The 19,580-nt window shown below is 67.3% G+C and carries 25 protein-coding genes; 15 read left to right on the top strand and 10 right to left on the bottom strand.

The window, feature by feature from the left end:
- Positions 1-5 precede the first annotated feature (5 nt).
- Together J4E04_RS06630 and J4E04_RS06625 are read right to left on the bottom strand one after the other, a co-directional pair.
- Complete coding sequence (locus tag J4E04_RS06630; RefSeq protein WP_490150221.1) at positions 6-656, bottom strand: dihydrofolate reductase family protein; 651 nt, start codon at positions 654-656, stop codon at positions 6-8.
- Between the two features lie 33 nt (positions 657-689).
- Positions 690-1,322, bottom strand: a complete 633-nt coding sequence (locus tag J4E04_RS06625; protein WP_222629918.1) for an isochorismatase family protein — start codon at positions 1,320-1,322, stop codon at positions 690-692.
- A gap of 154 nt (positions 1,323-1,476) precedes the next feature.
- Here J4E04_RS06625 and J4E04_RS06620 point away from each other — a divergent pair, with 154 nt between their 5' ends.
- Positions 1,477-2,445, top strand: coding sequence for a GlxA family transcriptional regulator (locus tag J4E04_RS06620; protein WP_490150220.1), 969 nt, complete (start codon positions 1,477-1,479; stop codon positions 2,443-2,445).
- Between the two features lie 63 nt (positions 2,446-2,508).
- On the opposite strand, the gene J4E04_RS06615 is transcribed toward J4E04_RS06620, so the two are convergent.
- Both J4E04_RS06615 and J4E04_RS06610 read right to left on the bottom strand, forming a co-directional pair.
- Positions 2,509-3,162 carry a cation efflux transmembrane domain-containing protein gene (locus tag J4E04_RS06615; RefSeq protein ID WP_037185696.1) on the bottom strand — a complete coding sequence of 218 codons (654 nt, stop codon included), beginning with the start codon at positions 3,160-3,162 and terminating at the stop codon, positions 2,509-2,511.
- A complete protein-coding gene (locus J4E04_RS06610) occupies positions 3,162-3,491 on the bottom strand; it encodes an ArsR/SmtB family transcription factor (protein ID WP_027505568.1) in 330 nt (109 codons plus the stop codon). Before J4E04_RS06610 ends, J4E04_RS06615 begins: the two co-directional genes overlap by 1 nt.
- A gap of 70 nt (positions 3,492-3,561) precedes the next feature.
- Here J4E04_RS06610 and J4E04_RS06605 point away from each other — a divergent pair, with 70 nt between their 5' ends.
- From J4E04_RS06605 to J4E04_RS06595, 3 genes are all read left to right on the top strand, one after another.
- A complete protein-coding gene (locus J4E04_RS06605; protein ID WP_490150219.1) occupies positions 3,562-4,545 on the top strand; it encodes an arsenic resistance protein in 984 nt (327 codons plus the stop codon).
- Positions 4,546-4,567: 22 nt separating this feature from the next.
- On the top strand, positions 4,568-4,975 hold the full coding sequence (locus tag J4E04_RS06600) for a hypothetical protein (RefSeq protein WP_285185799.1): 408 nt from the start codon (positions 4,568-4,570) through the stop codon (positions 4,973-4,975).
- A 61-nt stretch (positions 4,976-5,036) separates the two neighbouring features.
- On the top strand, positions 5,037-5,372 hold the full coding sequence (locus J4E04_RS06595; protein WP_328811542.1) for a hypothetical protein: 336 nt from the start codon (positions 5,037-5,039) through the stop codon (positions 5,370-5,372).
- A 175-nt stretch (positions 5,373-5,547) separates the two neighbouring features.
- Here the strand turns inward: J4E04_RS06595 and J4E04_RS06590 are convergent, their stop codons facing one another.
- Together J4E04_RS06590 and J4E04_RS06585 are read right to left on the bottom strand one after the other, a co-directional pair.
- The gene (locus tag J4E04_RS06590; RefSeq protein ID WP_490150218.1) at positions 5,548-6,360 is read right to left on the bottom strand and encodes a MerR family transcriptional regulator; all 813 of its coding nucleotides are present in this window, start codon (positions 6,358-6,360) and stop codon (positions 5,548-5,550) included.
- 12 nt (positions 6,361-6,372) lie between these two features.
- Positions 6,373-6,708, bottom strand: a complete 336-nt coding sequence (locus J4E04_RS06585; RefSeq protein ID WP_027505563.1) for a nuclear transport factor 2 family protein — start codon at positions 6,706-6,708, stop codon at positions 6,373-6,375.
- A 161-nt stretch (positions 6,709-6,869) separates the two neighbouring features.
- Here J4E04_RS06585 and J4E04_RS06580 point away from each other — a divergent pair, with 161 nt between their 5' ends.
- From J4E04_RS06580 to J4E04_RS06565, 4 genes are read left to right on the top strand one after another with little or no spacing between them, the layout of a single operon-like run.
- Positions 6,870-7,850, top strand: coding sequence for an intradiol ring-cleavage dioxygenase (locus tag J4E04_RS06580; protein WP_307092102.1), 981 nt, complete (start codon positions 6,870-6,872; stop codon positions 7,848-7,850).
- Positions 7,851-7,873: 23 nt separating this feature from the next.
- On the top strand, positions 7,874-8,107 hold the full coding sequence (locus J4E04_RS06575) for a twin-arginine translocase TatA/TatE family subunit (RefSeq protein ID WP_027505561.1): 234 nt from the start codon (positions 7,874-7,876) through the stop codon (positions 8,105-8,107).
- Positions 8,104-8,886 carry a twin-arginine translocase subunit TatC gene (tatC, locus tag J4E04_RS06570; RefSeq protein WP_027505560.1) on the top strand — a complete coding sequence of 261 codons (783 nt, stop codon included), beginning with the start codon at positions 8,104-8,106 and terminating at the stop codon, positions 8,884-8,886. The genes J4E04_RS06575 and tatC overlap by 4 nt, the downstream gene beginning before the upstream one ends.
- Positions 8,874-9,341: a twin-arginine translocase TatA/TatE family subunit gene (locus J4E04_RS06565; protein ID WP_490150217.1), complete on the top strand. Its 468-nt coding sequence runs from the start codon at positions 8,874-8,876 to the stop codon at positions 9,339-9,341. The genes tatC and J4E04_RS06565 overlap by 13 nt, the downstream gene beginning before the upstream one ends.
- Positions 9,342-9,496: 155 nt before the next feature.
- Here the strand turns inward: J4E04_RS06565 and J4E04_RS06560 are convergent, their stop codons facing one another.
- Positions 9,497-10,444, bottom strand: coding sequence for an ABC transporter substrate-binding protein (locus J4E04_RS06560; protein WP_056448699.1), 948 nt, complete (start codon positions 10,442-10,444; stop codon positions 9,497-9,499).
- Between the two features lie 152 nt (positions 10,445-10,596).
- Here J4E04_RS06560 and J4E04_RS06555 point away from each other — a divergent pair, with 152 nt between their 5' ends.
- Positions 10,597-11,112, top strand: a complete 516-nt coding sequence (locus tag J4E04_RS06555) for a hypothetical protein (protein WP_490150216.1) — start codon at positions 10,597-10,599, stop codon at positions 11,110-11,112.
- A gap of 9 nt (positions 11,113-11,121) precedes the next feature.
- Here J4E04_RS06555 and J4E04_RS06550 read toward each other — a convergent pair whose 3' ends face one another.
- The gene (locus J4E04_RS06550; protein WP_490150215.1) at positions 11,122-11,742 is read right to left on the bottom strand and encodes an NAD(P)H-dependent oxidoreductase; all 621 of its coding nucleotides are present in this window, start codon (positions 11,740-11,742) and stop codon (positions 11,122-11,124) included.
- Positions 11,743-11,840: 98 nt separating this feature from the next.
- On the opposite strand from J4E04_RS06550, the gene J4E04_RS06545 reads away from it, so the two are divergent.
- From J4E04_RS06545 to J4E04_RS06535, 3 genes are all read left to right on the top strand, one after another.
- Entirely contained in the window at positions 11,841-12,416 is a 576-nt protein-coding gene (locus tag J4E04_RS06545) for a TetR/AcrR family transcriptional regulator (protein WP_261781351.1), read from the top strand.
- Between the two features lie 100 nt (positions 12,417-12,516).
- Positions 12,517-13,734 carry an FAD-dependent monooxygenase gene (locus J4E04_RS06540; protein ID WP_222629875.1) on the top strand — a complete coding sequence of 406 codons (1,218 nt, stop codon included), beginning with the start codon at positions 12,517-12,519 and terminating at the stop codon, positions 13,732-13,734.
- A gap of 30 nt (positions 13,735-13,764) precedes the next feature.
- On the top strand, positions 13,765-14,235 hold the full coding sequence (locus J4E04_RS06535) for a MarR family winged helix-turn-helix transcriptional regulator (RefSeq protein ID WP_027505555.1): 471 nt from the start codon (positions 13,765-13,767) through the stop codon (positions 14,233-14,235).
- Between the two features lie 3 nt (positions 14,236-14,238).
- On the opposite strand, the gene J4E04_RS06530 is transcribed toward J4E04_RS06535, so the two are convergent.
- Positions 14,239-15,519, bottom strand: coding sequence for a sensor domain-containing phosphodiesterase (locus tag J4E04_RS06530; protein ID WP_490150214.1), 1,281 nt, complete (start codon positions 15,517-15,519; stop codon positions 14,239-14,241).
- Positions 15,520-15,718: 199 nt separating this feature from the next.
- Here J4E04_RS06530 and J4E04_RS06525 point away from each other — a divergent pair, with 199 nt between their 5' ends.
- Genes J4E04_RS06525 through J4E04_RS06515 form a run of 3 tightly spaced genes read left to right on the top strand, consistent with a single transcriptional unit; the run spans position 15,719 to position 17,933 of the window.
- Positions 15,719-16,570, top strand: a complete 852-nt coding sequence (locus tag J4E04_RS06525; protein WP_082544688.1) for an SDR family oxidoreductase — start codon at positions 15,719-15,721, stop codon at positions 16,568-16,570.
- Positions 16,571-16,629: 59 nt separating this feature from the next.
- Positions 16,630-17,283, top strand: coding sequence for a TetR/AcrR family transcriptional regulator (locus J4E04_RS06520; protein ID WP_490150213.1), 654 nt, complete (start codon positions 16,630-16,632; stop codon positions 17,281-17,283).
- On the top strand, positions 17,280-17,933 hold the full coding sequence (locus tag J4E04_RS06515; protein ID WP_490150212.1) for an enoyl-CoA hydratase-related protein: 654 nt from the start codon (positions 17,280-17,282) through the stop codon (positions 17,931-17,933). Before J4E04_RS06520 ends, J4E04_RS06515 begins: the two co-directional genes overlap by 4 nt.
- 18 nt (positions 17,934-17,951) lie before the next feature.
- On the opposite strand, the gene J4E04_RS06510 is transcribed toward J4E04_RS06515, so the two are convergent.
- Positions 17,952-19,454, bottom strand: coding sequence for a flavin-containing monooxygenase (locus tag J4E04_RS06510; protein ID WP_490150211.1), 1,503 nt, complete (start codon positions 19,452-19,454; stop codon positions 17,952-17,954).
- Positions 19,455-19,580: the final 126 nt, after the last annotated feature.

Below are 19,580 nucleotides of genomic sequence, written 5' to 3'. Positions count from 1 at the left end.
GAACCCTACGTCTGATGGCGCCTCCAGAACAGATGGTGCACGACACCGCTCGCGCTGGGAACGACCTCGTGCTCGAAGCGGTCGTTCAGATCGTCCGGGGACTCCCACAGCGCCAGCCCCGGTCCGAGATCGACGGGTGCGACCGCGACGTGCAGCGTGTCGAGGAGGTCGGCGTCGAGGAACTCCCGGACCGTGGTGACACCGCCACCGACCCGGACGTCTCGACCATTCGCCGCAGCCTTCGCCTGCGTCAGGACATCGGACGGGCAGGCATCGACGAAATGGAACGTGGTGTCGGACAGGGTGAGGGACGGCCGCACATGATGCGTCATCACGAAGACCGGCGTGTGGAACGGCGGCTCGTCACCCCACCATCCCTGCCATTCGTGATCGGTCCACGGTCCGCGTTGTGGGCCGAACTTGTTGCGCCCCATGATCTCGGCACCGATGTTGTTGGCGAAATCCCGAGCGAAGTAGTCGTCGAGGCCGCGCGTACCGCCGGATCCGGGGCGTCCCGGCATGCTCGCGGTGCCGAGATACCACGACATGAGCTCACGATGGTCCAGGCCGAACGGGTTCTCGAGGCTCTGCTCGACGCCGGCGGCCACCCCGTCGCGGGACACGGTGAAGTTCTGCACTCTCGACAACTGCGTCATGTCTGCTCCCGACTCGAGGAAGGTGATCGGTGATCAGACTCGCACGGCGTCACGGCCGGTCATCGCGGACTCGACGAGATTGCTCTTGTCGAGCGGCGTCTCTGCGCGCACCGCGTCGGACCACGCGGTCGTCGTGGCCACCGCCGCGAAGTTCGAGTGCAGCAGCGTCATGAGCGTCGTGTGCACGACCTTCGCGGACGCGGTTCCCGCCGCGTTGGAGAGGTCGATCGCACCGGACGCGTCCGACAGGATCTCTGCCGCGAAGCCGAGACCTTCGGCCTCGACGGCAGTCGCGAGGTCACAGTTGTTTGTCATGAAGCCGACGATCGTGATCGTGTCGACGTCTCGGGCCCGAAGCTGCTCGGCCACGTCCGTTCCCGCGAAGACGCTGCCGTACTGCTTCTGCACGCGTGTGACGCCCGCAGGCAGCGCCGACTCGATGTCCTGGTGCAGGGCGTAGCCGTCGGTGCCCGGGGCGAAGACCGGTGCGCCCTCGGGCATGCTGTGTTGTACCGCGAGGACGGGAATTCCTGCGTCGACGGCCGTCTCGATGGCCGACACGATGTTGGCGAGCGACTCGGCGCGAGGCGGGTAGGCGATCTCGAGGGGCCCCGAGAAGTACTCCTGCTGCACATCGACAACGATCAGTGCCCGGCGTGGTGTCATGTCTCCTCTTTCCTGACGGTGTGTGAGGTGGTCTGCCCGACCGGGCCGACCCACCACCTCAGTGTTCTCCCGCCTTCGGTCGCAGAACAGTGGCATGTATGCACGCTTACGATGAATTCGAGCCAACTCGAGTTCTGTATCGGAGGAGTCACCCGTGCGTATCGCGATCTACGCGTTCGACGACGTCACCATGTTCCACCTCGCCGCCCCGCTCATGGTGTTCGGCGAGGTGCAGCGGCTGGGTCTGGCATCCGACTGGGAAACGACGCTGTGGTCGGACTCGCCCGGCAGCATCAGGACCTCCGAGGGATACGTGCTCGGTGACGTGGCGGGTCCAGATGTCACCACCACGGCCGACATCGTGATCGTGCCGTCCTGGCACACGTCGCTCCCGCGTCTCGGCGACACCGTCGGACACGCTGTCCGCGAGGCACACTCGCGCGGCGCCGTGATCGTCGGCCTGTGTCTGGGCGCCTTCGCCGTGGCCGATGCGGGCCTCCTGGAAGGACGCTCCGTCGTGACGCACTGGGCTGCACTCGCCGACCTCGCGGAGCGCAGCGACGGCAGCACCGTGGACCCGTCCGTTCTCTACATCGATCACGGCGACGTCGTCACCTCGGCAGGAACCGTCTCCTCGATCGACGCGTGTCTGCACCTCGTCCGAAAACATCTGGGCGCCGCCGCCGCCACTCGGGTCGCGCGGCAGCTGGTGATCGCACCGCACCGCGAGGGTGGGCAGGCGCAGTACATCGAACGGCCTCTCGGCGAACCTGCCGCCGACACGACCATCGCCGATGTCCAGGAGTGGATCCTCGGCCATCTCGACGAGGAGTTGACGATCGACCGCCTGGCCGATCACGCGCGCATGAGCCGCCGCAGCTTCGTTCGTCACTTCGCGCGCTCGACGGGCGCGACGCCCGCGCGGTGGGTTCTCGAACGTCGGCTCGACGAGAGCCGGCGGCTGCTCGAGACGACGGACTGGTCCATCGACGCCGTGGCGTCCGCGTGCGGATTCGGTAGCCCGGTGACGTTTCGTCAACGCTTCGCCGTCTCCTTCTCGACCACGCCGTCGGAGTACCGCCGCCACTTCACCTCACGCGATCGGGCGCACCTCCCGGCCTGACCGGAAGGTCCGATCGGGCCGGAAGGATGGTGGACTGCGTCGACCTCGAGGGGGTGGTGGCGGTCATCTGCTGGTGGCTGCGCCACACCCCGACCGCGGTGACTCGCAGCAGACGTCGCCCCTCCATGCATTTCTGCCCTCACGCACCGCAAGAACCGAGATGACAAGAGCAGCAACGGGATCGGCCCACGACCATCCGAGAGTCGCATGCAGCGCCAGCCCGACGAGGACGACGGCCGACAGGTACGTGCACAGAAGGGTCTGCTTCGAATCGGCCACCGCCGTGGCAGAACCGAGTTCGCGACCGGCTCGTCGCTGGGCCCACGACAGCATCGGCATGACCACGACGCTCACCGCCGTGACCACGATTCCGACCGTCGACGGTTCGGGGTCACGCGAACCCAGCAACGATGCCACCGCGTCGACCGCGACATAGGCCGCGAGCGCGAAGAAGGAGAAGGCGATGACCCTGAGCGTGATCGCCTCGCGCGCACGGGGGTCGCGCGCCGAGAACTGCCATGCCACCGCCGCGGCCGAGGACACCTCGATGACGGAGTCCAACCCGAACCCGATGAGCGCGGTCGACGAGACCCGGACACCCTCTGTGACGGCCACAGCGGCTTCCACGATGTTGTAGGCGATGGTGGCCGCGACGAGCCACCGGACGCGTCGAGTCACCACCTGCCGTCGCGACAGCGTGTCGGCGTTCGTGTCCATCAGCAACACCCGTCCTCGGCGCTGGCGGCGCACAGCGAGGGGTCCACTGCGAGAACCACGGTCATCAATTCTCCCAGCGCCGCGCCGACGGTGGCGTCCGCCAATTCGTACCGTGATCGCCGTCCGTCCGGCACCGCGACGACGAGACCGCAGCCACGAAGGCAGGCGAGGTGGTTGGACAGCTTCTGTCGACTCACCTCGAGTTCGTCCGCCAACTCAGCGGGATACCGGGGTCCGTCACGAAGCGCGAGCAACACGCGTGTCCGAGTCTCGTCGGACAGAGCCTGGCCGAAACGAGCCAGTGCGGCCACCGGGGTGAGAACGTCCATGGCGATACAGTACAGCTGATTCTGAATTCATGGATTGCTGATCAGTGATTCCCTCGCTTAGTGTCGTCGCATGACCGACTGGGCGAACAGCCCCGCCGCACAGTGGTGGGACAGACACCAGATCGGCCTGTATCTCGCGGCACTGGCCGTCGGAGCCGTTGTCGGGCTGACCTTCCCGCAGACCGCCCCAGCCTTCGAGCACGCCATCGATCCGGTACTCGTCGCCCTGCTCTACGCGACGTTCCTGGCAGTCCCGTTCGCGGAGATCGGTCGATCCCTCCGCGATGTCCGCTTCCTCGCAGCCGTCGCGGTCCTCAACTTCGTGGTGGTCCCGGTGGTCGTCCTTGCCCTCACGCGGGTCGTCGCGGACGAGAGGGCGGTACTCGTGGGCATCGTGCTCGTCCTGCTGGCTCCGTGTATCGACTATGTCATCGTGTTCAGTGGGCTCGCGGGTGCCGCGTCGACGCGGCTTCTCGCTGCCGCTCCCTTGCTGATGCTGCTGCAGGTCGCCTTGCTTCCCCTCTGGCTCTGGGTGTTCGCCGGATCCGAGACGGTGGCCGTCATCGACGTGGCACCGTTCGTGGAGGCCTTCGTCCTGCTCATCGTCGTCCCTCTGACGGTGGCCGCACTGACGCAAGCACTCGCCCGACGGCATCGGGTCGGCCTGCAGCTGATGGACGTGATGGCCGCCGCGATGGTGCCCCTCATGATGGCGACTCTCGCGGTGGTCGTCGCGTCGCAGATCGATTCGGTCCGAGGCGAGTTCGACCGACTCATCGTCGCGGCCCTCGTCTTCGTCGCGTTTCTGGTGGTCATGGCGCCGGCCGGCATCGGCATGGGTCGGGTGCTCGGTCAGGACGTGCCGTCGACACGGGCACTCGTCTTCTCGGGTGCGACTCGTAACTCTCTCGTCGTTCTCCCCCTTGCCCTCGCCCTTCCGCCGGCACTCGACCTCGCTGCCGTCGTGGTGGTAACACAGACTCTGGTCGAGCTGCTCGGCATGGTGGTCTACGTGCGACTGGTTCCGAGGCTCGTACCCGCCGCGCGAACCTGATGCCGTGTGTGATGGTGGACGTATGACAGATCGCCCGTGGTTCGAACGACCTGCTGTGGAGAAAGCGGGCACCACGTTCTTCCTGGTGTTCTTCGCCGCGCTCGTCCTCCCCGACGCGGTCTCCGAGCTCGTCTCGGCGCCGTCGTGGTGGCATGTCGCGAAAGCAGCAGCGTGCGTCGTCCTCGTCGCCTACGCCGGTACGGCTTTCGTCAGGGCGTGGTTCCTCGGTGGCAGCGCCCGGTCGACGAGGCGAACGCCTGCCCTCGATCCAGCCGAGGTTCCGCGTGCCGACGTCGATACTGCCGTGGCGTCGGCGCCGTCCAGAGTGATGGCAGTGAAAGCACTGAGGGAGACGCACCCCGGGCTGGGGCTACGCGAGGCATCGCTGTTGGTGGACGCCGCGCGGCGTCCGCCCACAGACGGGCCATGAGGAGCCGCCGTGTACGAACCGATCGGTACGCTGAGGAGATCCGCTACGTGAGGAGAAGCAGATGACCGTGATCCCGGCCGTCGCGCTCGTCGTCATCGGCAGCGCTCTTGCTGCAGTGGGTGCCGAGGTCACGGCTCGGGAGAACCCGCGAGTCGTTCTGTCGCTCACACATGAGAACACCGCGACTCGGATCACGACGAGAATTCGCCTGCTTCGCGGGCTCGGCGTCTTCGCGCTGATGCTCGGCAGCTTCTACCTCGGACCGGCGTTGTGGCCACATTCCTTCGCGGGACCCATCGCGCTGAGCGCGGCAGTGCTGACGATCGGCTACTTTCTTCCCCACGTCGTCATCACACGCCGCCACAATTCGGCCGTCGAGGGTCGGGTGACCTCGTGATCGCGGCAGCACTCGTCTTCGTCGTCGCTGCGGCGCTGCGCATCTGGACCGATTTCCAGGTGTCCGCCGTGAATGTCGGCCACACGTCCTCGCCCTCTACGTTCCGAGCGTGGTCATCACCACCACTCACAATCGTCATCACGCAACGCGCGCAACCGGACCCTGACGGTCGCGGTCACAGCGCGGTGGGGTCCCGGACCGGCCAGCCGATCTCCGTCACCAGTTCACCCTCGAAGACGACGCCTCGCGGATAGCGCTCACGCACGGGTCCTTCTCGTCCGATGCCGTGCTCTGCGACATGGGTGCCGAGCGCAGAGTACGTCTCGTCGATCCGGGCGTCCGGACCGTCGTGCAGCGCCACGGCGAAGTGGCCTCCGGCAACCGTCACCACGTCGAGAGCGCACCGAGCGGCACGCGCCGCGTCGACGGGGTACCACAATGCTGCGGAGCCCGTCTCGTCCGCGAACAGTTCCTTGTCGAAGTCGGCCCCGAGCGGCCCGACAGCCTCGATCCCAGCACTACTCAGGCGCTCGATCAGGGTGTGGTGCGCGGTATTCCACCAGTCCGCGACGCCGGACAGCGTCACGGTGCCTCTGACGGCCACGGCGACGATCGGGGGGTCGGTCCGCATCTCGATCGACGGCGACGTCGTCGACTCGTTCACCAGTGCGCGGAGAGATGACACCGCGTCGTGCGTCCGCCGCAATTCCGACTCCAGGCGATCGAGGTGCTGCGTGAGCACACTGCGCCGAACACTGTCGTTCTCGGCGGCGACGTAGGACCGCACATCAGGAAGCGGCATGTCGAGGTCGCGCAGTCGCTTGATCACTTGTGCACTCGCGACCTGGGAGACGTCGTAATAGCGGTACCCGCTCGACGGATCGACGTCGACCGGTTCCAGGAGGCCAGCATCGTGATAGAGCCGCAACGCTTTTCGCGTCAGTCTCGTCATCGTCGAGAACTCGCCGATGGTCACCCGCGCCGCCACGGACCCAGTCTCTCATCCACCGATGGTCAACCGTGCGATCACGCCGTCGGCGAGCTCGAATCGGTAGACGAGGTCGGCCACCCCACCGGGGAAGTTCCCGGCGATACGAACCGAGACTCGATGATTCCTCGCATCGACGAGCTCGGACCCCGTCACAGTCGTGGTGTAGGTGTAGCGGCCGGCCACGGTCTCACGCCACGCGCGGATCTCGTCGCGGCCACGATAGGTGTGGCCTTCGTCCGTCACAGTTCCGTCCGGAGCAAAGCATGTCGTGAGTGAGTCGCTGTCGTCGCGGTCGGCGGCGTCGAGGTAGCGGAGAACGACGTCGGGAGCATCTGTGGTGGTCATGCGTCGAGAATCAGCCCTGCCCCGAGGTGAAGGTCAAGTGGTGGCCGGACCACACACACTCCCGGGTGCCTCACAGCTGGCGTGCAGGCCGCTCCCCGGAACCTCACCAAGTATCGACTCCACACCGAAACGCACACCGCGACAACCGAGGAGCCACCGCAATGAGCACCGTTCCGGAACCCACCCCCACACCCGACGGGCCCACCTACGCCGGGCGCCCACTCCCCCGGCCCGACGATGACGTCGTCGATCAGGGAGTCGGTTTCGACATCGCCACTCTCGTCACACGCCGCAGAGTCCTCAGCGTCGTCGGCGCCGGAGCCGGAGCACTGGCCCTGGCCGCGTGCTCGGGGTCGTCCGACACCGCGAGCACCACGACCGCCACCGCTGTCGCCACCGCCGCAGTTGCCACGAACGAGATCCCCGATGAGACCAACGGCCCCTACCCGGCCGACGGAAGCAACGGCGTCAACGTCCTCGAGGAATCGGGAATCGTCCGCGCCGACGTCACCTCGAGCCTGGACGGCGGCACCGTCGCCGCCGGAGTCCCGTTGTCGATGACCTTCACCGTCACCGACCTCGCGAACGACAACAACCCCTTCACCGGCGCCGCCGTCTACCTGTGGCACTGCGACGCAGCCGGCAAGTACTCGATGTACTCCGACGGCATCGAGGACGAAACATATCTGCGCGGCGTCCAGGTCGCCGATGCCGCCGGCGTCGTGACCTTCACGACCATCGTCCCGGCCTGCTACTCCGGCCGCTGGACGCACATCCACTTCGAGGTCTACCCGGACGTCGCCTCCGCCACCACCGCCGACAACGCGATAGCCACCTCCCAGGTCGCCTTCCCCCAGGACATGCTCGACGCCGTCTACCAGCTGGACACCTACGCCGGGTCGACCGAGAACCTCGCGCAGATCGGCAGTCTCGACAACGACAACGTGTTCGGCGACGGACACAGCCTCGAGATGGGCACCTTCACCGGCGACCCCACCTCCGGCTACGTCGGATCACTGGCCGTCGCCGTCGACACCACCACCGAACCCGCCGCCGGCGCAGCACCCGCCGGGGGCGGGCCCGGCGGCGGCGGACAACCTCCCATGGGCGGCGGGACCCCTCCCGCCGCACCGTCCAACTGACCCCTCACACAGAAGGAATCATCATGTTGCACAACCTGACCGGCTGGCACGCACTCATCGTCCTCGCCATCCTGCTTCTCGTCTTCGGCTCGACCAAGCTCCCCTCCCTCGCCAAAGGCGTCGGGCAGTCCATGCGCATCCTCAAGGACGAGGTCCGCGACGACACCCCCACGCCGTCGACGGGACGCGTCGACGCCGTCGACTCGACCACGACCGCCGCGGACGGCGTCCCGGTGCCGTACCGACACGCCTCATGACCACGACCACCGCCGCGCGAGGCACTATGCCCCTCGCCGGGCATGTCAGCGAGGCACGCCGCCGCGCGACCCGCGCGGCGGTGTCGCTGGTCGTCGGAGTGATTCTCGGCTTCGTACTCTCCGACCAGATCCTCGACGTCCTGCGCACACCGGTGGAGGAACTCGCGCAGTCCCGTCAGGCCAGCCTGAACTACGACACCGTCACCGGGGCCTTCGACCTGCAGATGAGGATCGGCCTCTTCTCGGGAATCATCCTGTCGAGCCCGGTCTGGCTGCGAGAACTGTTCGCCTACCTCACCCCCGGCCTCACGGCTCGAGAGAAGAAGTACGTTCTCGGCTTCACCGCGGCGGCGGTGCCACTGTTCGCCGCCGGATGCGCCTTCGGCTTCCTCATCTTCCCCCGCATGGTCACCGTCCTCGCGAGCTTCTCCTCCGATCAGGACAGCACCATCCTCGACGCCTCCTACTACGTCGACTTCACCATGAAGATCGTCCTCGCCACCGGAGTCGCGTTCGTCCTCCCCGTACTGCTGGTGATGCTCAACTGCCTCGGGGTCCTGTCCGCCCACCGGCTACGCAGCAGTTGGCGGATCATCGTCGTCGTCATCGCCCTCTTCAGCGCGCTCGTCACGCCGGCGGCCGACGTGCTGTCGATGTTTCTCGTCGCACTGCCGATGTCGGCGCTCTTCGGAGCCGCCGTGGCCATCACCACCGTGCACGACCGGCGGGCACTCACCTCGAACCCCACCACGATCGGGAGAACCCCATGTTCGGACTGACTCTCGAGAAGCTGTTCTTCGTCGCCGTCATCGCCGGCCTCGTCCTCGGACCGAGCCGGCTGCCCGGCTACGCACACCACCTCACCCGCGCGATTCGAACGCTGAAGCAGTTCGTCGAGACGACGCGCGCCACGGCGGAGCGGGAAATGGGCGTGCCGCTTCGCCGTTCGGAGTGGGAGTCGCTCGACCTACGGCAGTACGACCCACGACGCATCGTGCGCGACGCACTCCACGACACCACCCCGAACACCGTCGTGACCGACGAGATGATCGAGCAGGCGGAGCGGATACGGCCGGGCCAGAAGTACCTGGTGACAGGACCGTCCTCGCATCCCGTCCGCACCCTCATCGCCTCGTTGCCCGCCGACGACCCCCGACGAATTGCTGCGAGACTCGTGGCAGAGGTAGACGCGCCTGCCGCTGATGCGAAAGACCTCCAGCGAGAGACGCTGTAGGGCTTCAGGTCGGCAGTGTCGCTCGACACCAGGGAAGCCGCACGGGTTCCACGTCGTCCACACCCCCTTCAGCCGGCTTAAGGGGGTGTGGTGCGCTGCGACCCGTGCAGCTGGTCGACGACGCCTGCGCCGAGCACGTCCGCGCCGAAGACCGCTCAGCCGGCCGACCCGTACATCTGCTCGACGAGGTCGAGTGACCACTGCGCTGTGATAGGCCCACCGTCGTTGGTGAACTTGTCCGTTCGCACCACCCGCCCGTCCCGCACAGCCGGCAGATCGGCCCAGAGTCGATTCGACTCCAGTGCTCGTAGATCGTCACTCGACGTGATGGCCGCGAGAAGAACGTCCGAATCCGCTGCGACAGGGATGTTCTCCGCTGCGAAGTCGGCCTCGGGACGAGCCGATTGCCAGGCCTGTCCGAATCGAGCTCCGACGTCCTCCAGCACCAGCGAGGTGATTCGCTCCCTGTTGATCGAGATGCCACCGCCGTCTCCGGTGGCGATCGACAGCACCGTCGTGTCACCGAGAGGTCCTGCGAGTTGCTGTCGGAGCGCGTCGACGCGGTCCGAGTACTCGTCGAGCAGTGTGGCGGCCGTGTCCTCGCGACCCAGTGCCGCACCGACCCTGGTCACGTCGTCCTGCCAGGACACCCCGGAATCGGTCGATCCCACGGGGAGCACAGGCGCGACGGCGCTCAACTGGTCGTAGATCTCCTCGACCACCTCGTCACGCGCGATGATGAGGTCGGGATCCGCTGCGGCCACGGCTTCGATGTCGATGCTGTTGCGCGGGAACAGCTCCGCGACTCCCCGCGACAGAAGGTCTCGGGTCGGTGCCGTCAACGGCCCCGGGATCTCCGGCGGAGCCTCGGACTCGACGGGCATGCCGACGACCGGGAGGCCGAAGGACAGGGCGATGTCCAGATCCCGACGCCCGTCGATGACCACGACCGACCGGATCTCGTCGGGGACGACGATGGCCCCCAGGCTGGTGTCGACCGTGCGGCCCGTGGCGTCGTCGGCCGAGACGTCCGCACTGCAGGCGGTCAGCACTGCGACGGCACCGGCAACTGCGAAGACTTTGGTAAAGGATTGGTAATGCACGCCTCACCGTAACGAGGTGGCCGACAGCATTGTGGTGCCAGCTCGGGCCCGAGCATGTGTGAACGGTCACGATGCGTCAACGACACCGCAACGCCGACCGGACTCGCGCTCACCCACCATCCTGGTCCCTTTCGTCCCGTATCGTGCCACTCGTGTCTTCCTCGTGGTTCAGACGTCTGGCCGTCACAGGTTCCGCAGTCGTCGGCGTACTCGCGACATCACCCGGCCTCGCATCGGCCCACCACCAGGAGTTCACACCCTTCCCGTACAACATCTCACTGGGCCGGGGAATGTCGTTGCCGTGCGCCGGCGAGGTGGGTGGCGACGTGTACACACCCCACGACAGGCCCGGCATCGCTGTAGTCACTCTGACCTGGAGGACGTTCGTCACCGACGCGTGCCCACTGGCCGTCTACGTGAACATGAACAACACCGACGCACCTCGCGTGGATCCCTTCAGCGGCGCGAAGCCGACAGGCGGGACCTGGATGGTCCATCTCGAGTCGGCCGCCATCGGCACGGTCCCACCCGCGGACAGGAAGTGGACCGAGCAGATCGCGATCGACATCGGTTCCGGCAGAGCGGGACTGACCCTCACCACGGACGCTCCACTCAACACCACCCTGCTCGACCCCGCGGGCAACACGGTTCGCTTCACGGTGGCCTAGCCACCGAGTTCACGCCCGCGCACCGGAAGCCTCCGCCGCCGAGGAACGGACCCGGGCCGCCACGCCGTCCACGATCGCCCGCGCTTCCCGGGCGAGGGAGTCACGTGAGCGCGTCTCCGCGTCGTGGACGATTCCCGTGTGCCCGGTTCGCGCGCCGGTGTATCCGAGAATGCCGGTGATGATCTGGGTGGACAGGGCGGTGTCGTAGCCGCGCTTAGCGAATCCCTCGGCGTCCTCCCCCGCGACCATGGCCAGATGCACGGTCAGGTTGTCGAGCCTGCGTCCGGTCGGCGTGACTCCGGTGTCGAATGCCCACCCGTCGGTGAAGACGCGATCGACCCACCCCTTGAGGAGCGCGGGCATCGACCACCAGTAGACCGGAAAGACCAGAACCAGGTCGTCGACACCGTCCAGGCGACGCTGCTCGGCGAGCACATCCGCAGGAGGAGTCCCACCCGCCGGATATCCGGCGCGGTCCTCGAGCGAGAACCGTGGATCGAAGCCCTCGGCATGAAGGTCGGCGACAGCGGTGGACACGGCGTCCTCGGTGAGTCGGTCGGCGACGGAGCGAGCGAGACGCTGGGTGAAGGACGTGGTGTCGGGGTGGGCGACGACGACGAGCGCGGTCATGATGATCCTCTCGGTCGGGATGTACCATCAGTAGGTTACCGGTGGTAGGTTACCAACGGTACATAAGAGACGAGGCGGTGTCGATGACACGGGTGCGAATGACGAGAGAGGATCGCCACGGGCAACTGGTGACCCTCGCCTGGACGATCGTGCGCGAGGAAGGCGCCGACGCGCTGACGCTGGGTCGACTCGCGCACGCGGCCGGTATCACCAAACCTGTTGTGTACAGTCACTTCCCCTCACGCGCAGCCTTGCTGGTGGCCTTGTTCGAGGCGTACGACGCGACGCAGACGTTCGCACTGGAGCAGGCGCTCGACGCGGTCGAGCACTCACTCGCCGAGCGAGCGCGCGCCATCGCCACGGCGCACGTCGACTGCGTGGTCACCCACGGGCGCGAACTGGCGGGCGTCGCCGCGGCCCTGGAAGGCGCACCCGAGTTGGCCGACTACAAGCGCCGGTCGGACGCCGCCTACTCGGATCGGTGTCGATCATTCCTCGAACCGTTCGCCGAGGGAGTGCTTCCGGCGTCGACCATGACCGCCGTTCTCGGTGCAGCGGAGGCACTCTCGGCAGAAGCAGCTGCGGGAAACTTGGACACCCGGGAGGCGTACGACGAACTGACGGCGACCATCGTCGACGGAGTGGAACGCAGCCGTCGACGCGTCGCCGACTGACCGAGACGAGGTCGCAAAATACTCTTCATGGTGAAGTTACTTCACAGTGAAGTTATAGTGGTGGCGGGTCGGCCTCGACCCCCCATCGAAAGGCTCGACCGTGACCGCCTCACAGCAGCACCCCGTCCGCGTCCTCGTCACCGGCGCGAGTGTTGCCGGCCCGACCCTCGCATGGGGGCTTGCACGCACCGGTTTCGACGTCACCCTTCTCGAACGGTCGGCGTCGCCGCGTGAGACGGGACAGAACATCGACATTCGCGGCCTCGGCCGAGAGATCGTCCGACGCATGGGTGTCGATCACTCGATCATGGAGCACCTCACCGGGGAAGAAGGCACCCGCTTCGTCGACGAGCGCGGAGAACCCTCCGCAGTCTTCCCTCGCGAGGAGGGTCGCGACGGCCCCACCGCGGAGATCGAGATCCTGCGGGGCCGACTGGCGCAGATCCTCGTCGACGCGGTCCCCGACAGTGTCGAACGCCGCTTCGGTGACTTCATCTCCGCCGTCGAGCAGGATGCCTCCGGTGTCGACGTGACCTTCGACAGCGGATCCACCGAGCGCTTCGACCTGGTGCTCGTCGCCGAAGGACGCAGTTCTCGCACACGGCGCCTGATGTTCGGAGCCGAGACCGAGCTGCGCGACTTCGGTGTGAGCATCACCTACGGCACCCTCGATCGGCGTCCCGAGGACGTGAACACGTGGGACTGGTACACGGCGACCCGCGGACGCGTCGCGTCCGTCAGGCCGGACAACGAGGGCACCATCAGAGCGAGCATGTCCTTCCGGTCCGAGCCGTTCGGCTTCGAGAAACTGCCCGTGGCAACCCAAGTGGAGATTCTGCGTGAACGGTTCCGCGGTGCCGGATGGCAGACGGACCGCATCGTGGCGGGGTTCGCGGCCCGTCCGGACGAGTTCTACACCCAGCGCATGGAACAGGTACTCGTCTCCACCTGGAGCAAGGGCAGGGTGGCGCTCGTCGGGGATGCCGCGTGGGGCTCGGGTCCGACCGGAATGGGCACCACACTCTCCCTGGTCGGAGCGCACATCCTCACCGGCGAGTTGGCCGCGCACCCCGATCGACCGGATCTCGCCTTCGCTCGCTACGAGGAGCTCATGCGTGGCTACGCCGACAGCGCGCAAGGACTCCCCCGCGGCGGCGCGAAGCTGCTGCATCCGATGTCTCCCACGGGAGTGCGGGCACTCCGCGTCGGCCACCGCGTGGCGGCTTCGGCGCCCGTGCGCAGACTGTTCCAGTCGACCCTCCTGACGAGCGAGAAGCATGTTCCCCGCCTCGCGGAATACCCTCGTCTCCGTGCCTGACATCGCCCACGCGGGAAAGACCACCCACCGATGACCTCACCCCAGACGCGCGTTCTCCAGGCCCTCCGGCTGTACGCGGTGAGGTACCAGGAATCGGCGCATCTCCTCGCCCGCTGGATGGACCTGCCGACCACGGACGGAACCGCACTGGGAGAGGTGATCTGGGCCGAACGCGAAGGCAGCCCGCTGACTCCCGCGGCGCTGTCGAGGCGGGTGGGCCTCACCTCCGGTGCCACCACGGCGTTGATCAACCGGCTGGAAGAGAGGGGGTTCGTTTCCCGCAACCGCGAGAGCAGAGACCGCAGATCCGTGACGCTGCGGGCCACCGAGGCCGCCCACGAGCGGATCGACCCCTTTCTTCGACGGTCCTCGGCGGCGCTCGACACTGCACTCGGGGACTACGACGCCGACACCGTGGACGCGATCAGCGAATTCCTCGTTCGATTCGCCGATGTGCTGCCGGGGGTCTCCGACGCGGAAGGTCACGTCGAGGACGCGTGAGGATCATCCGCGAGACGGCAGCACGCGCCTCATCAGCGACCGTGCCGCCGACACGACCAGACGACGGTCGTGCGTGAGGATGAACTCGAATCGCCGATCGGCGTCGGGAACGTCTACATCGCCGAGGTCGCGAGCGATCAGCGCCGCGAAGTAGTGCCGGCCCACCGCCGTCACCGTCCACTCGCCCGAGAATCGTTCTGTTGCATCCAGTGCGGCACCGTGCACTCCGGGGGCCGGCTCGTCCGGCAGGCCCACCCCCAGCGCGGCGATGAACGGGTGCAGGGCCGCGAGATCGGCGTACCGGTCGACCACGTTCGGCGCGAACCACCGGGCACGTTGGAATGCCGAGAGCACGATGAGTGGGTCCACAGCGCCGCGGGCGTGGTCCTCGATCTCACGAGCCATGCTCAGCACGAACGTTTTTCGCCCCACCAGGGGTGGGATCTCCCCGAACAGGTCGGACGGCACCTCCGGCACTGCGGAACCGGCCGACGACCGTCTGCGTGACACCACCGACGGCGTCCGGTCGAGAACGTCGCGGCGTCGCGACGTGTCGGACGGCAACGCCGCGGGTCGGCCGAACAACCAGCCCTGCCCCAGGGTGGCACCGAGCGCTCTGGCACGGGCCAGATGCTCCTCGTTCTCCACACCCTCGGCGAGAATCGTCGCGCCGGTGAACTCGGCGTGCGCACGCACCGCAGCGATGACACGCGCTTGTGCCGGACTCGGATCGGACTGCACCAGCGTGCAGTCCAGCTTGATGATGTCCGGTGCCACGAACTCCAGCATGGTGACCGTGGCCTCGTTGGCCCCGACGTCGTCGAGGGCCACCGAGCACCCGAGTCGTCGAGCAGCGTCGACCACCGCCAGCAACGTGGCGGGATCGGACAGCAGCGACCTCTCGGTCAGTTCGATCACGACGTTGATCGGCCGGTCGAAGCTGTCGAGCATTCTCCGTGCGAAGTCGGGTATGACGGGCCCGTTGTGCGGTTCGACGTTGATGAAGACGCTGTACTCGGTACTCAGACCGGCCTCCGCGGCACCGGAGAGTGCGGCCAGTCGGCATGCCCAGTCGAGCTCACGCACCACACCTCGATCCGCCGCCTCGTCGAACACCCGTCCGACATCCACACCGGGTACCGCGGGCCACCGAGCCAACGCCTCGTAACCGACCACCACCCCAGAGTCCAGGTCGACGATCGGCTGATACACCGATCGCGCTCCCCACACGTCCGCCAGGACGGCCTCGACCGCGCGGGATTCGGGATCGACGATGCGCTGCACGCCACCCTCTCCGACGGACTTCCGGGGTTGGTCCGCCGCCGCTCGACTACGGAGCGACTGTGATCACCCCCAGCCTACGGGTCCCGCGCGTGTCGGGACGCTGATCGGGGTTCGAGTAACCGAGCATCCGCTCTGCTACGGTCCGAGGAGTCCGCGGTACTCACCGTTCACCGCGACATCGACGAAGGACGGATGCCTCATGACTTTCTCGGGTAAGACCGTGTTCATCTCCGGGGCCAGCCGCGGCATCGGGCTGGCCATCGCGAAGCGCCTCGCAGCGGACGGCGCCACCATCGCGCTGCTGGCCAAGACTGCCGAACCCCACCCCAAGCTCGACGGGACCGTGTACACCGCGGCCGCGGAGATCGAGGAGGCGGGCGGGCAGGCGCTGCCCATCGTCGGAGACGTTCGTGACGGCGAGGCGGTGCAGGCCGCCGTCGGCGCCGCCGTGGAGCAGTTCGGTGGCATCGACATCTGCATCAACAACGCCTCGGCGATCAACCTCGGATCCATCGACGAGGTTGCTCTCAAACAGTTCGATCTGATGAACGGCATCCAGGTGCGCGGGACGTACGCCGTGTCGCAGGCGTGCCTGCCCCACATGAAGGGCCGCGACAACCCGCACGTCCTCACGCTCTCACCGCCCTTGCGCCTCGAACAACGGTGGCTCGTGCCGACCCCCTACATGATGGCCAAGTTCGGGATGACGTTGTGCGCCCTGGGAATCGCGGAGGAGATGCGGGAGATCGGCATCGCATCGAACACGCTGTGGCCTCGCACGTTCATCGCGACCGCCGCGGTGCAGAACCTGCTCGGCGGCGACAAGGCGATGAGCGAGGCACGGAAGCCCGAGATCTACGCGGACGCGGCGTATGCGGTGCTGAGCAGACCGGCCCGCGACTACACGGGACAGACTCTGCTGTGCGAGGACGTCCTGCTGGAGTCGGGCGTGACCGACCTGTCGGCATACGACTGCACCCCGGGAGGCGATCTCGCAGTCGACATCTGGGTCGACGAGCCCAATCCCCCGGGCTACCGACCACCCGCCTGAGGCAGCCCGCCGGCGACCACCGTGCCGTAACAGAGCACATGCTCTGGTATGGTTCGGTGGTGCCTCGCCCCCGCCTCCACGACCTCGACGCGCTGATGGACGCCGCCGAGTCGCTGGCGGTCGACTCCGGCGCCTCCGCCGTCACGATCCGCGCGATGTCGGAGCGCACCTCGATCTCCAACGGCGCCATCTATCACGCGTTCGGGTCACGAGCGGGCCTCCTCGGACGAGTGTGGGTCCGTGACGCACGTCGGATGCTCACTCTGCAGAACGATGCGGTGACCACGGCACTCGAGCACCGACCCGGACGTGACTCCGCCGTCCGGGCCGTCGTGGCAGCCGCAGACGCACCGGCTGCCTTCCTTGCCGAATCACCCGTCGCAGCACGGTTTCTCATGACGGTCTCGCGGCGAGAGCTGTTGGGCACCGACGACCTGCCCGACGAGGTCGCCGCAGACCTGCGCACCCTCGACGAGACACTGGCCGCACTGCTCGTCCAACTCTCCCGAGCCCTGTGGAACCGCGCCGATCGCGAGAGCGTCGCCGTCGTCAAGGACTGCGTCGTCGGGCTCCCGACAGCACTGTTGCTGCGCGGCAACACATCACCCGACATCGCCGCCCGGGAACGACTCGCCGCCGCCGTCCGCGGCATTCTCGACCTGCCCCCACCGACCACGGATCACGCCCCGCCCAGACGAAAGGCCTCCTCATGACCGCCACCCTCGACCTCCGCGACGGCATCGCCGTCCTCACCCTCGGGGACGACGAGAATCGCTTCTCCCCGGACTGGCTCGACACCGTCGGCGCCCAGCTCGACACGGTCGAAGCCGACGCCCGCGGACTCGTCACCGTCGGCACCGGAAAGTTCTACTCCAACGGACTCGACCTCGACTGGCTCACGGCCAACGGCGAGCGCGCCGACTGGTACGTCGGCCGCGTGCACGCTCTGTTCGCCCGCATCCTGACGTTCCCGCTCCCCACCGTCGCCGCCGTCAACGGCCATGCCTTCGGCGCCGGCGCGATGTTCGCTCTGGCGCACGACTTCCGCACCATGCGAGCCGACCGCGGTTACTACTGCTTCCCCGAGGTCGACATCGACATTCCTTTCACCCCGGGCATGGCGGCGCTGATCCAGGCGAAGCTGTCACCGCAGGACGCCGTCGTCGCGATGACCACGGGGCACCGTTACGGCGGCGCCGACGCACTGGCCGCGAGACTCGTCGACGCCATCGCCCCCGACGACGAGGTCGTCGGTGCCGCGATCGAGCGGATCACGCCCATTGCCGGCAAGGACCGCGGCACCCTCGGCGCGATCAAGACCACCATGTTCGCGCCGGTCGTCGCGGCTCTGCGCGCGAGCTGAGTTCGACCTCGGCGGCGATCAGCCCGCCCGTCCACCGAAGGCGTAGTCGGCCAGGGGGAATCGGCGGCTGCGCCATGCCGCCTCGGGAGTGGTCGACGCCCGGAACGGCACGTCCCCGTTCGCGGTGAAGTAGTAGCTGTTGGCGCCGGCACACGTCGGATCGGTGAAGACCTGCCACGACCGACGTGCCAGTATCGCGCTCATGTACTGCTCCTGCGCCGCCGAGGTCACCTCGGCGAAGGTGGCCCGGCGTCGACGAGCCTCGGTCAGGACACGCACGATGTGCGCGGCACTGTTCTCGACCAGGGTGAAGAACGAGGCGCCGTTGTATCCGTAGGGGCCGAAGACGGTGAAGAAGTTCGGAAAGCCCGCCGTCGTGACGCCCTGATAGGTGTGGAACCTCTCGGCGTCCCAGTGCTCCGCCAGATCGGTGCCGTCGGAGGAGGTGAGCGGATACGTCGGCAGTGCGTCCCTGTCGGTGACCTTGAATCCGGTGGCGAGGACCAACACATCGAGCTCATGCTGCACGCCGTCGCTCGTGCGGATGCCGCCGGGCGTGATCGCCTCGATGGACGTCGTCTGCAGAGAGACGTTGTCCCGGTTGAACGTCGAGAGATACGAGTTGTGGAAACTCGGCCGTTTGCACCCGAGCGCGTAGGTCGGAGTCAGGGCGTCCCGTGTGGCCGGATCGTGTACCTGTGCGGCGATGTACCGTCGCGCGGCAACCTGGAGAGCCGCGGTGGCGGGAACCCACTTGTGAAAGTGCGCCAGCACCGGGAACGTCGCCTCGACGAACGCCTGGCTCGCCAGGCGGGCGATCTGCCGGACTCCGGGGACTGTCTCGAGACTCGCGCGTCCCATTCGGCCGAGCGGGAAGTCCGGCTTCGGCAGGCACCAGATGGGCGTGCGTTGAAACACCGTCAGATGGTCCACCTCCGGTGCGATCTCCGGGACCACCTGCACCGCCGTCGCGCCGGTACCGATGATGCCGACCCGCTTACCGGCCAGCGAGACCTCGTGGTTCCACCGGCTGGTGTGCATCGTCGCGCCCTCGAAGGTGTCGATGCCCTCGATGTCGGGGAGCTTGGGCTGGCTCAGCGGCCCGCCCGCGTGGATCAACCAGCGTGCCGTCACGTCGCCGGCGCTGGTCGAGATCGACCACGTCGCGGACGGCGCATCGAACGAGGCCCCGTGTACGCGCGTGCCGAACTGCAGATGAGGCGCCAGGCCGTACTCGTCGACGATCTGCTCGGCGTAGGCACGCAACTCGCGGCCGGGGGCGTAGCTGCGCGACCAGGTGGATCGCTGAGCAAACGAGAACTGGTAGCTGAAGGACGGGATGTCGACCGCCACGCCCGGATAGGTGTTCCACTGCCACGTGCCGCCGGGGCCGTCACCGTCGTCGACGATGAGAAGATCGTCGAAACCGGCCTTGCGGAGCGCGATAGCGGTACCCAGGCCGGAGAAGCCTCCGCCGACGATGACGATCTCGTGGTGCCTGCGCGGTGACGTGTCGGGCATGAGGCCCCTTCTTCGACGGTGTGTGGCCGTCGAGGTGCATCCCTCGTGGCCTCGTGACTCTGCGACGGTACAACCGTGACCCGAATCGGACAGCGAAACGTGCAGCGCACGTACTTCCACCGTCAT

This window comes from Rhodococcus sp. NFXS4 (genome assembly GCF_058139645.1).
Note: the sequence above shows the minus strand (reverse complement) of the source record. Positions and strands in the feature narration are given on the sequence as shown.

What these genes read in the sequence shown, in the direction of transcription:
- J4E04_RS06630 (WP_490150221.1), bottom strand. Translation starts at nt 656, where the DNA reads ATGACGCAGTTGTCGAGAGTGCAGAACTTCACCGTGTCCCGCGACGGG.
- J4E04_RS06625 (WP_222629918.1), bottom strand. Translation starts at nt 1,322, where the DNA reads ATGACACCACGCCGGGCACTGATCGTTGTCGATGTGCAGCAGGAGTAC.
- J4E04_RS06615 (WP_037185696.1), bottom strand. Translation starts at nt 3,162, where the DNA reads ATGGACACGAACGCCGACACGCTGTCGCGACGGCAGGTGGTGACTCGA.
- J4E04_RS06610 (WP_027505568.1), bottom strand. Translation starts at nt 3,491, where the DNA reads ATGGACGTTCTCACCCCGGTGGCCGCACTGGCTCGTTTCGGCCAGGCT.
- J4E04_RS06605 (WP_490150219.1), top strand. Translation starts at nt 3,562, where the DNA reads ATGACCGACTGGGCGAACAGCCCCGCCGCACAGTGGTGGGACAGACAC.
- J4E04_RS06600 (WP_285185799.1), top strand. Translation starts at nt 4,568, where the DNA reads ATGACAGATCGCCCGTGGTTCGAACGACCTGCTGTGGAGAAAGCGGGC.
- J4E04_RS06595 (WP_328811542.1), top strand. Translation starts at nt 5,037, where the DNA reads ATGACCGTGATCCCGGCCGTCGCGCTCGTCGTCATCGGCAGCGCTCTT.
- J4E04_RS06585 (WP_027505563.1), bottom strand. Translation starts at nt 6,708, where the DNA reads ATGACCACCACAGATGCTCCCGACGTCGTTCTCCGCTACCTCGACGCC.
- J4E04_RS06580 (WP_307092102.1), top strand. Translation starts at nt 6,870, where the DNA reads ATGAGCACCGTTCCGGAACCCACCCCCACACCCGACGGGCCCACCTAC.
- J4E04_RS06575 (WP_027505561.1), top strand. Translation starts at nt 7,874, where the DNA reads ATGTTGCACAACCTGACCGGCTGGCACGCACTCATCGTCCTCGCCATC.
- tatC (WP_027505560.1), top strand. Translation starts at nt 8,104, where the DNA reads ATGACCACGACCACCGCCGCGCGAGGCACTATGCCCCTCGCCGGGCAT.
- J4E04_RS06565 (WP_490150217.1), top strand. Translation starts at nt 8,874, where the DNA reads ATGTTCGGACTGACTCTCGAGAAGCTGTTCTTCGTCGCCGTCATCGCC.
- J4E04_RS06550 (WP_490150215.1), bottom strand. Translation starts at nt 11,742, where the DNA reads ATGACCGCGCTCGTCGTCGTCGCCCACCCCGACACCACGTCCTTCACC.
- J4E04_RS06545 (WP_261781351.1), top strand. Translation starts at nt 11,841, where the DNA reads ATGACGAGAGAGGATCGCCACGGGCAACTGGTGACCCTCGCCTGGACG.
- J4E04_RS06535 (WP_027505555.1), top strand. Translation starts at nt 13,765, where the DNA reads ATGACCTCACCCCAGACGCGCGTTCTCCAGGCCCTCCGGCTGTACGCG.
- J4E04_RS06525 (WP_082544688.1), top strand. Translation starts at nt 15,719, where the DNA reads ATGACTTTCTCGGGTAAGACCGTGTTCATCTCCGGGGCCAGCCGCGGC.
- J4E04_RS06515 (WP_490150212.1), top strand. Translation starts at nt 17,280, where the DNA reads ATGACCGCCACCCTCGACCTCCGCGACGGCATCGCCGTCCTCACCCTC.
- J4E04_RS06510 (WP_490150211.1), bottom strand. Translation starts at nt 19,454, where the DNA reads ATGCCCGACACGTCACCGCGCAGGCACCACGAGATCGTCATCGTCGGC.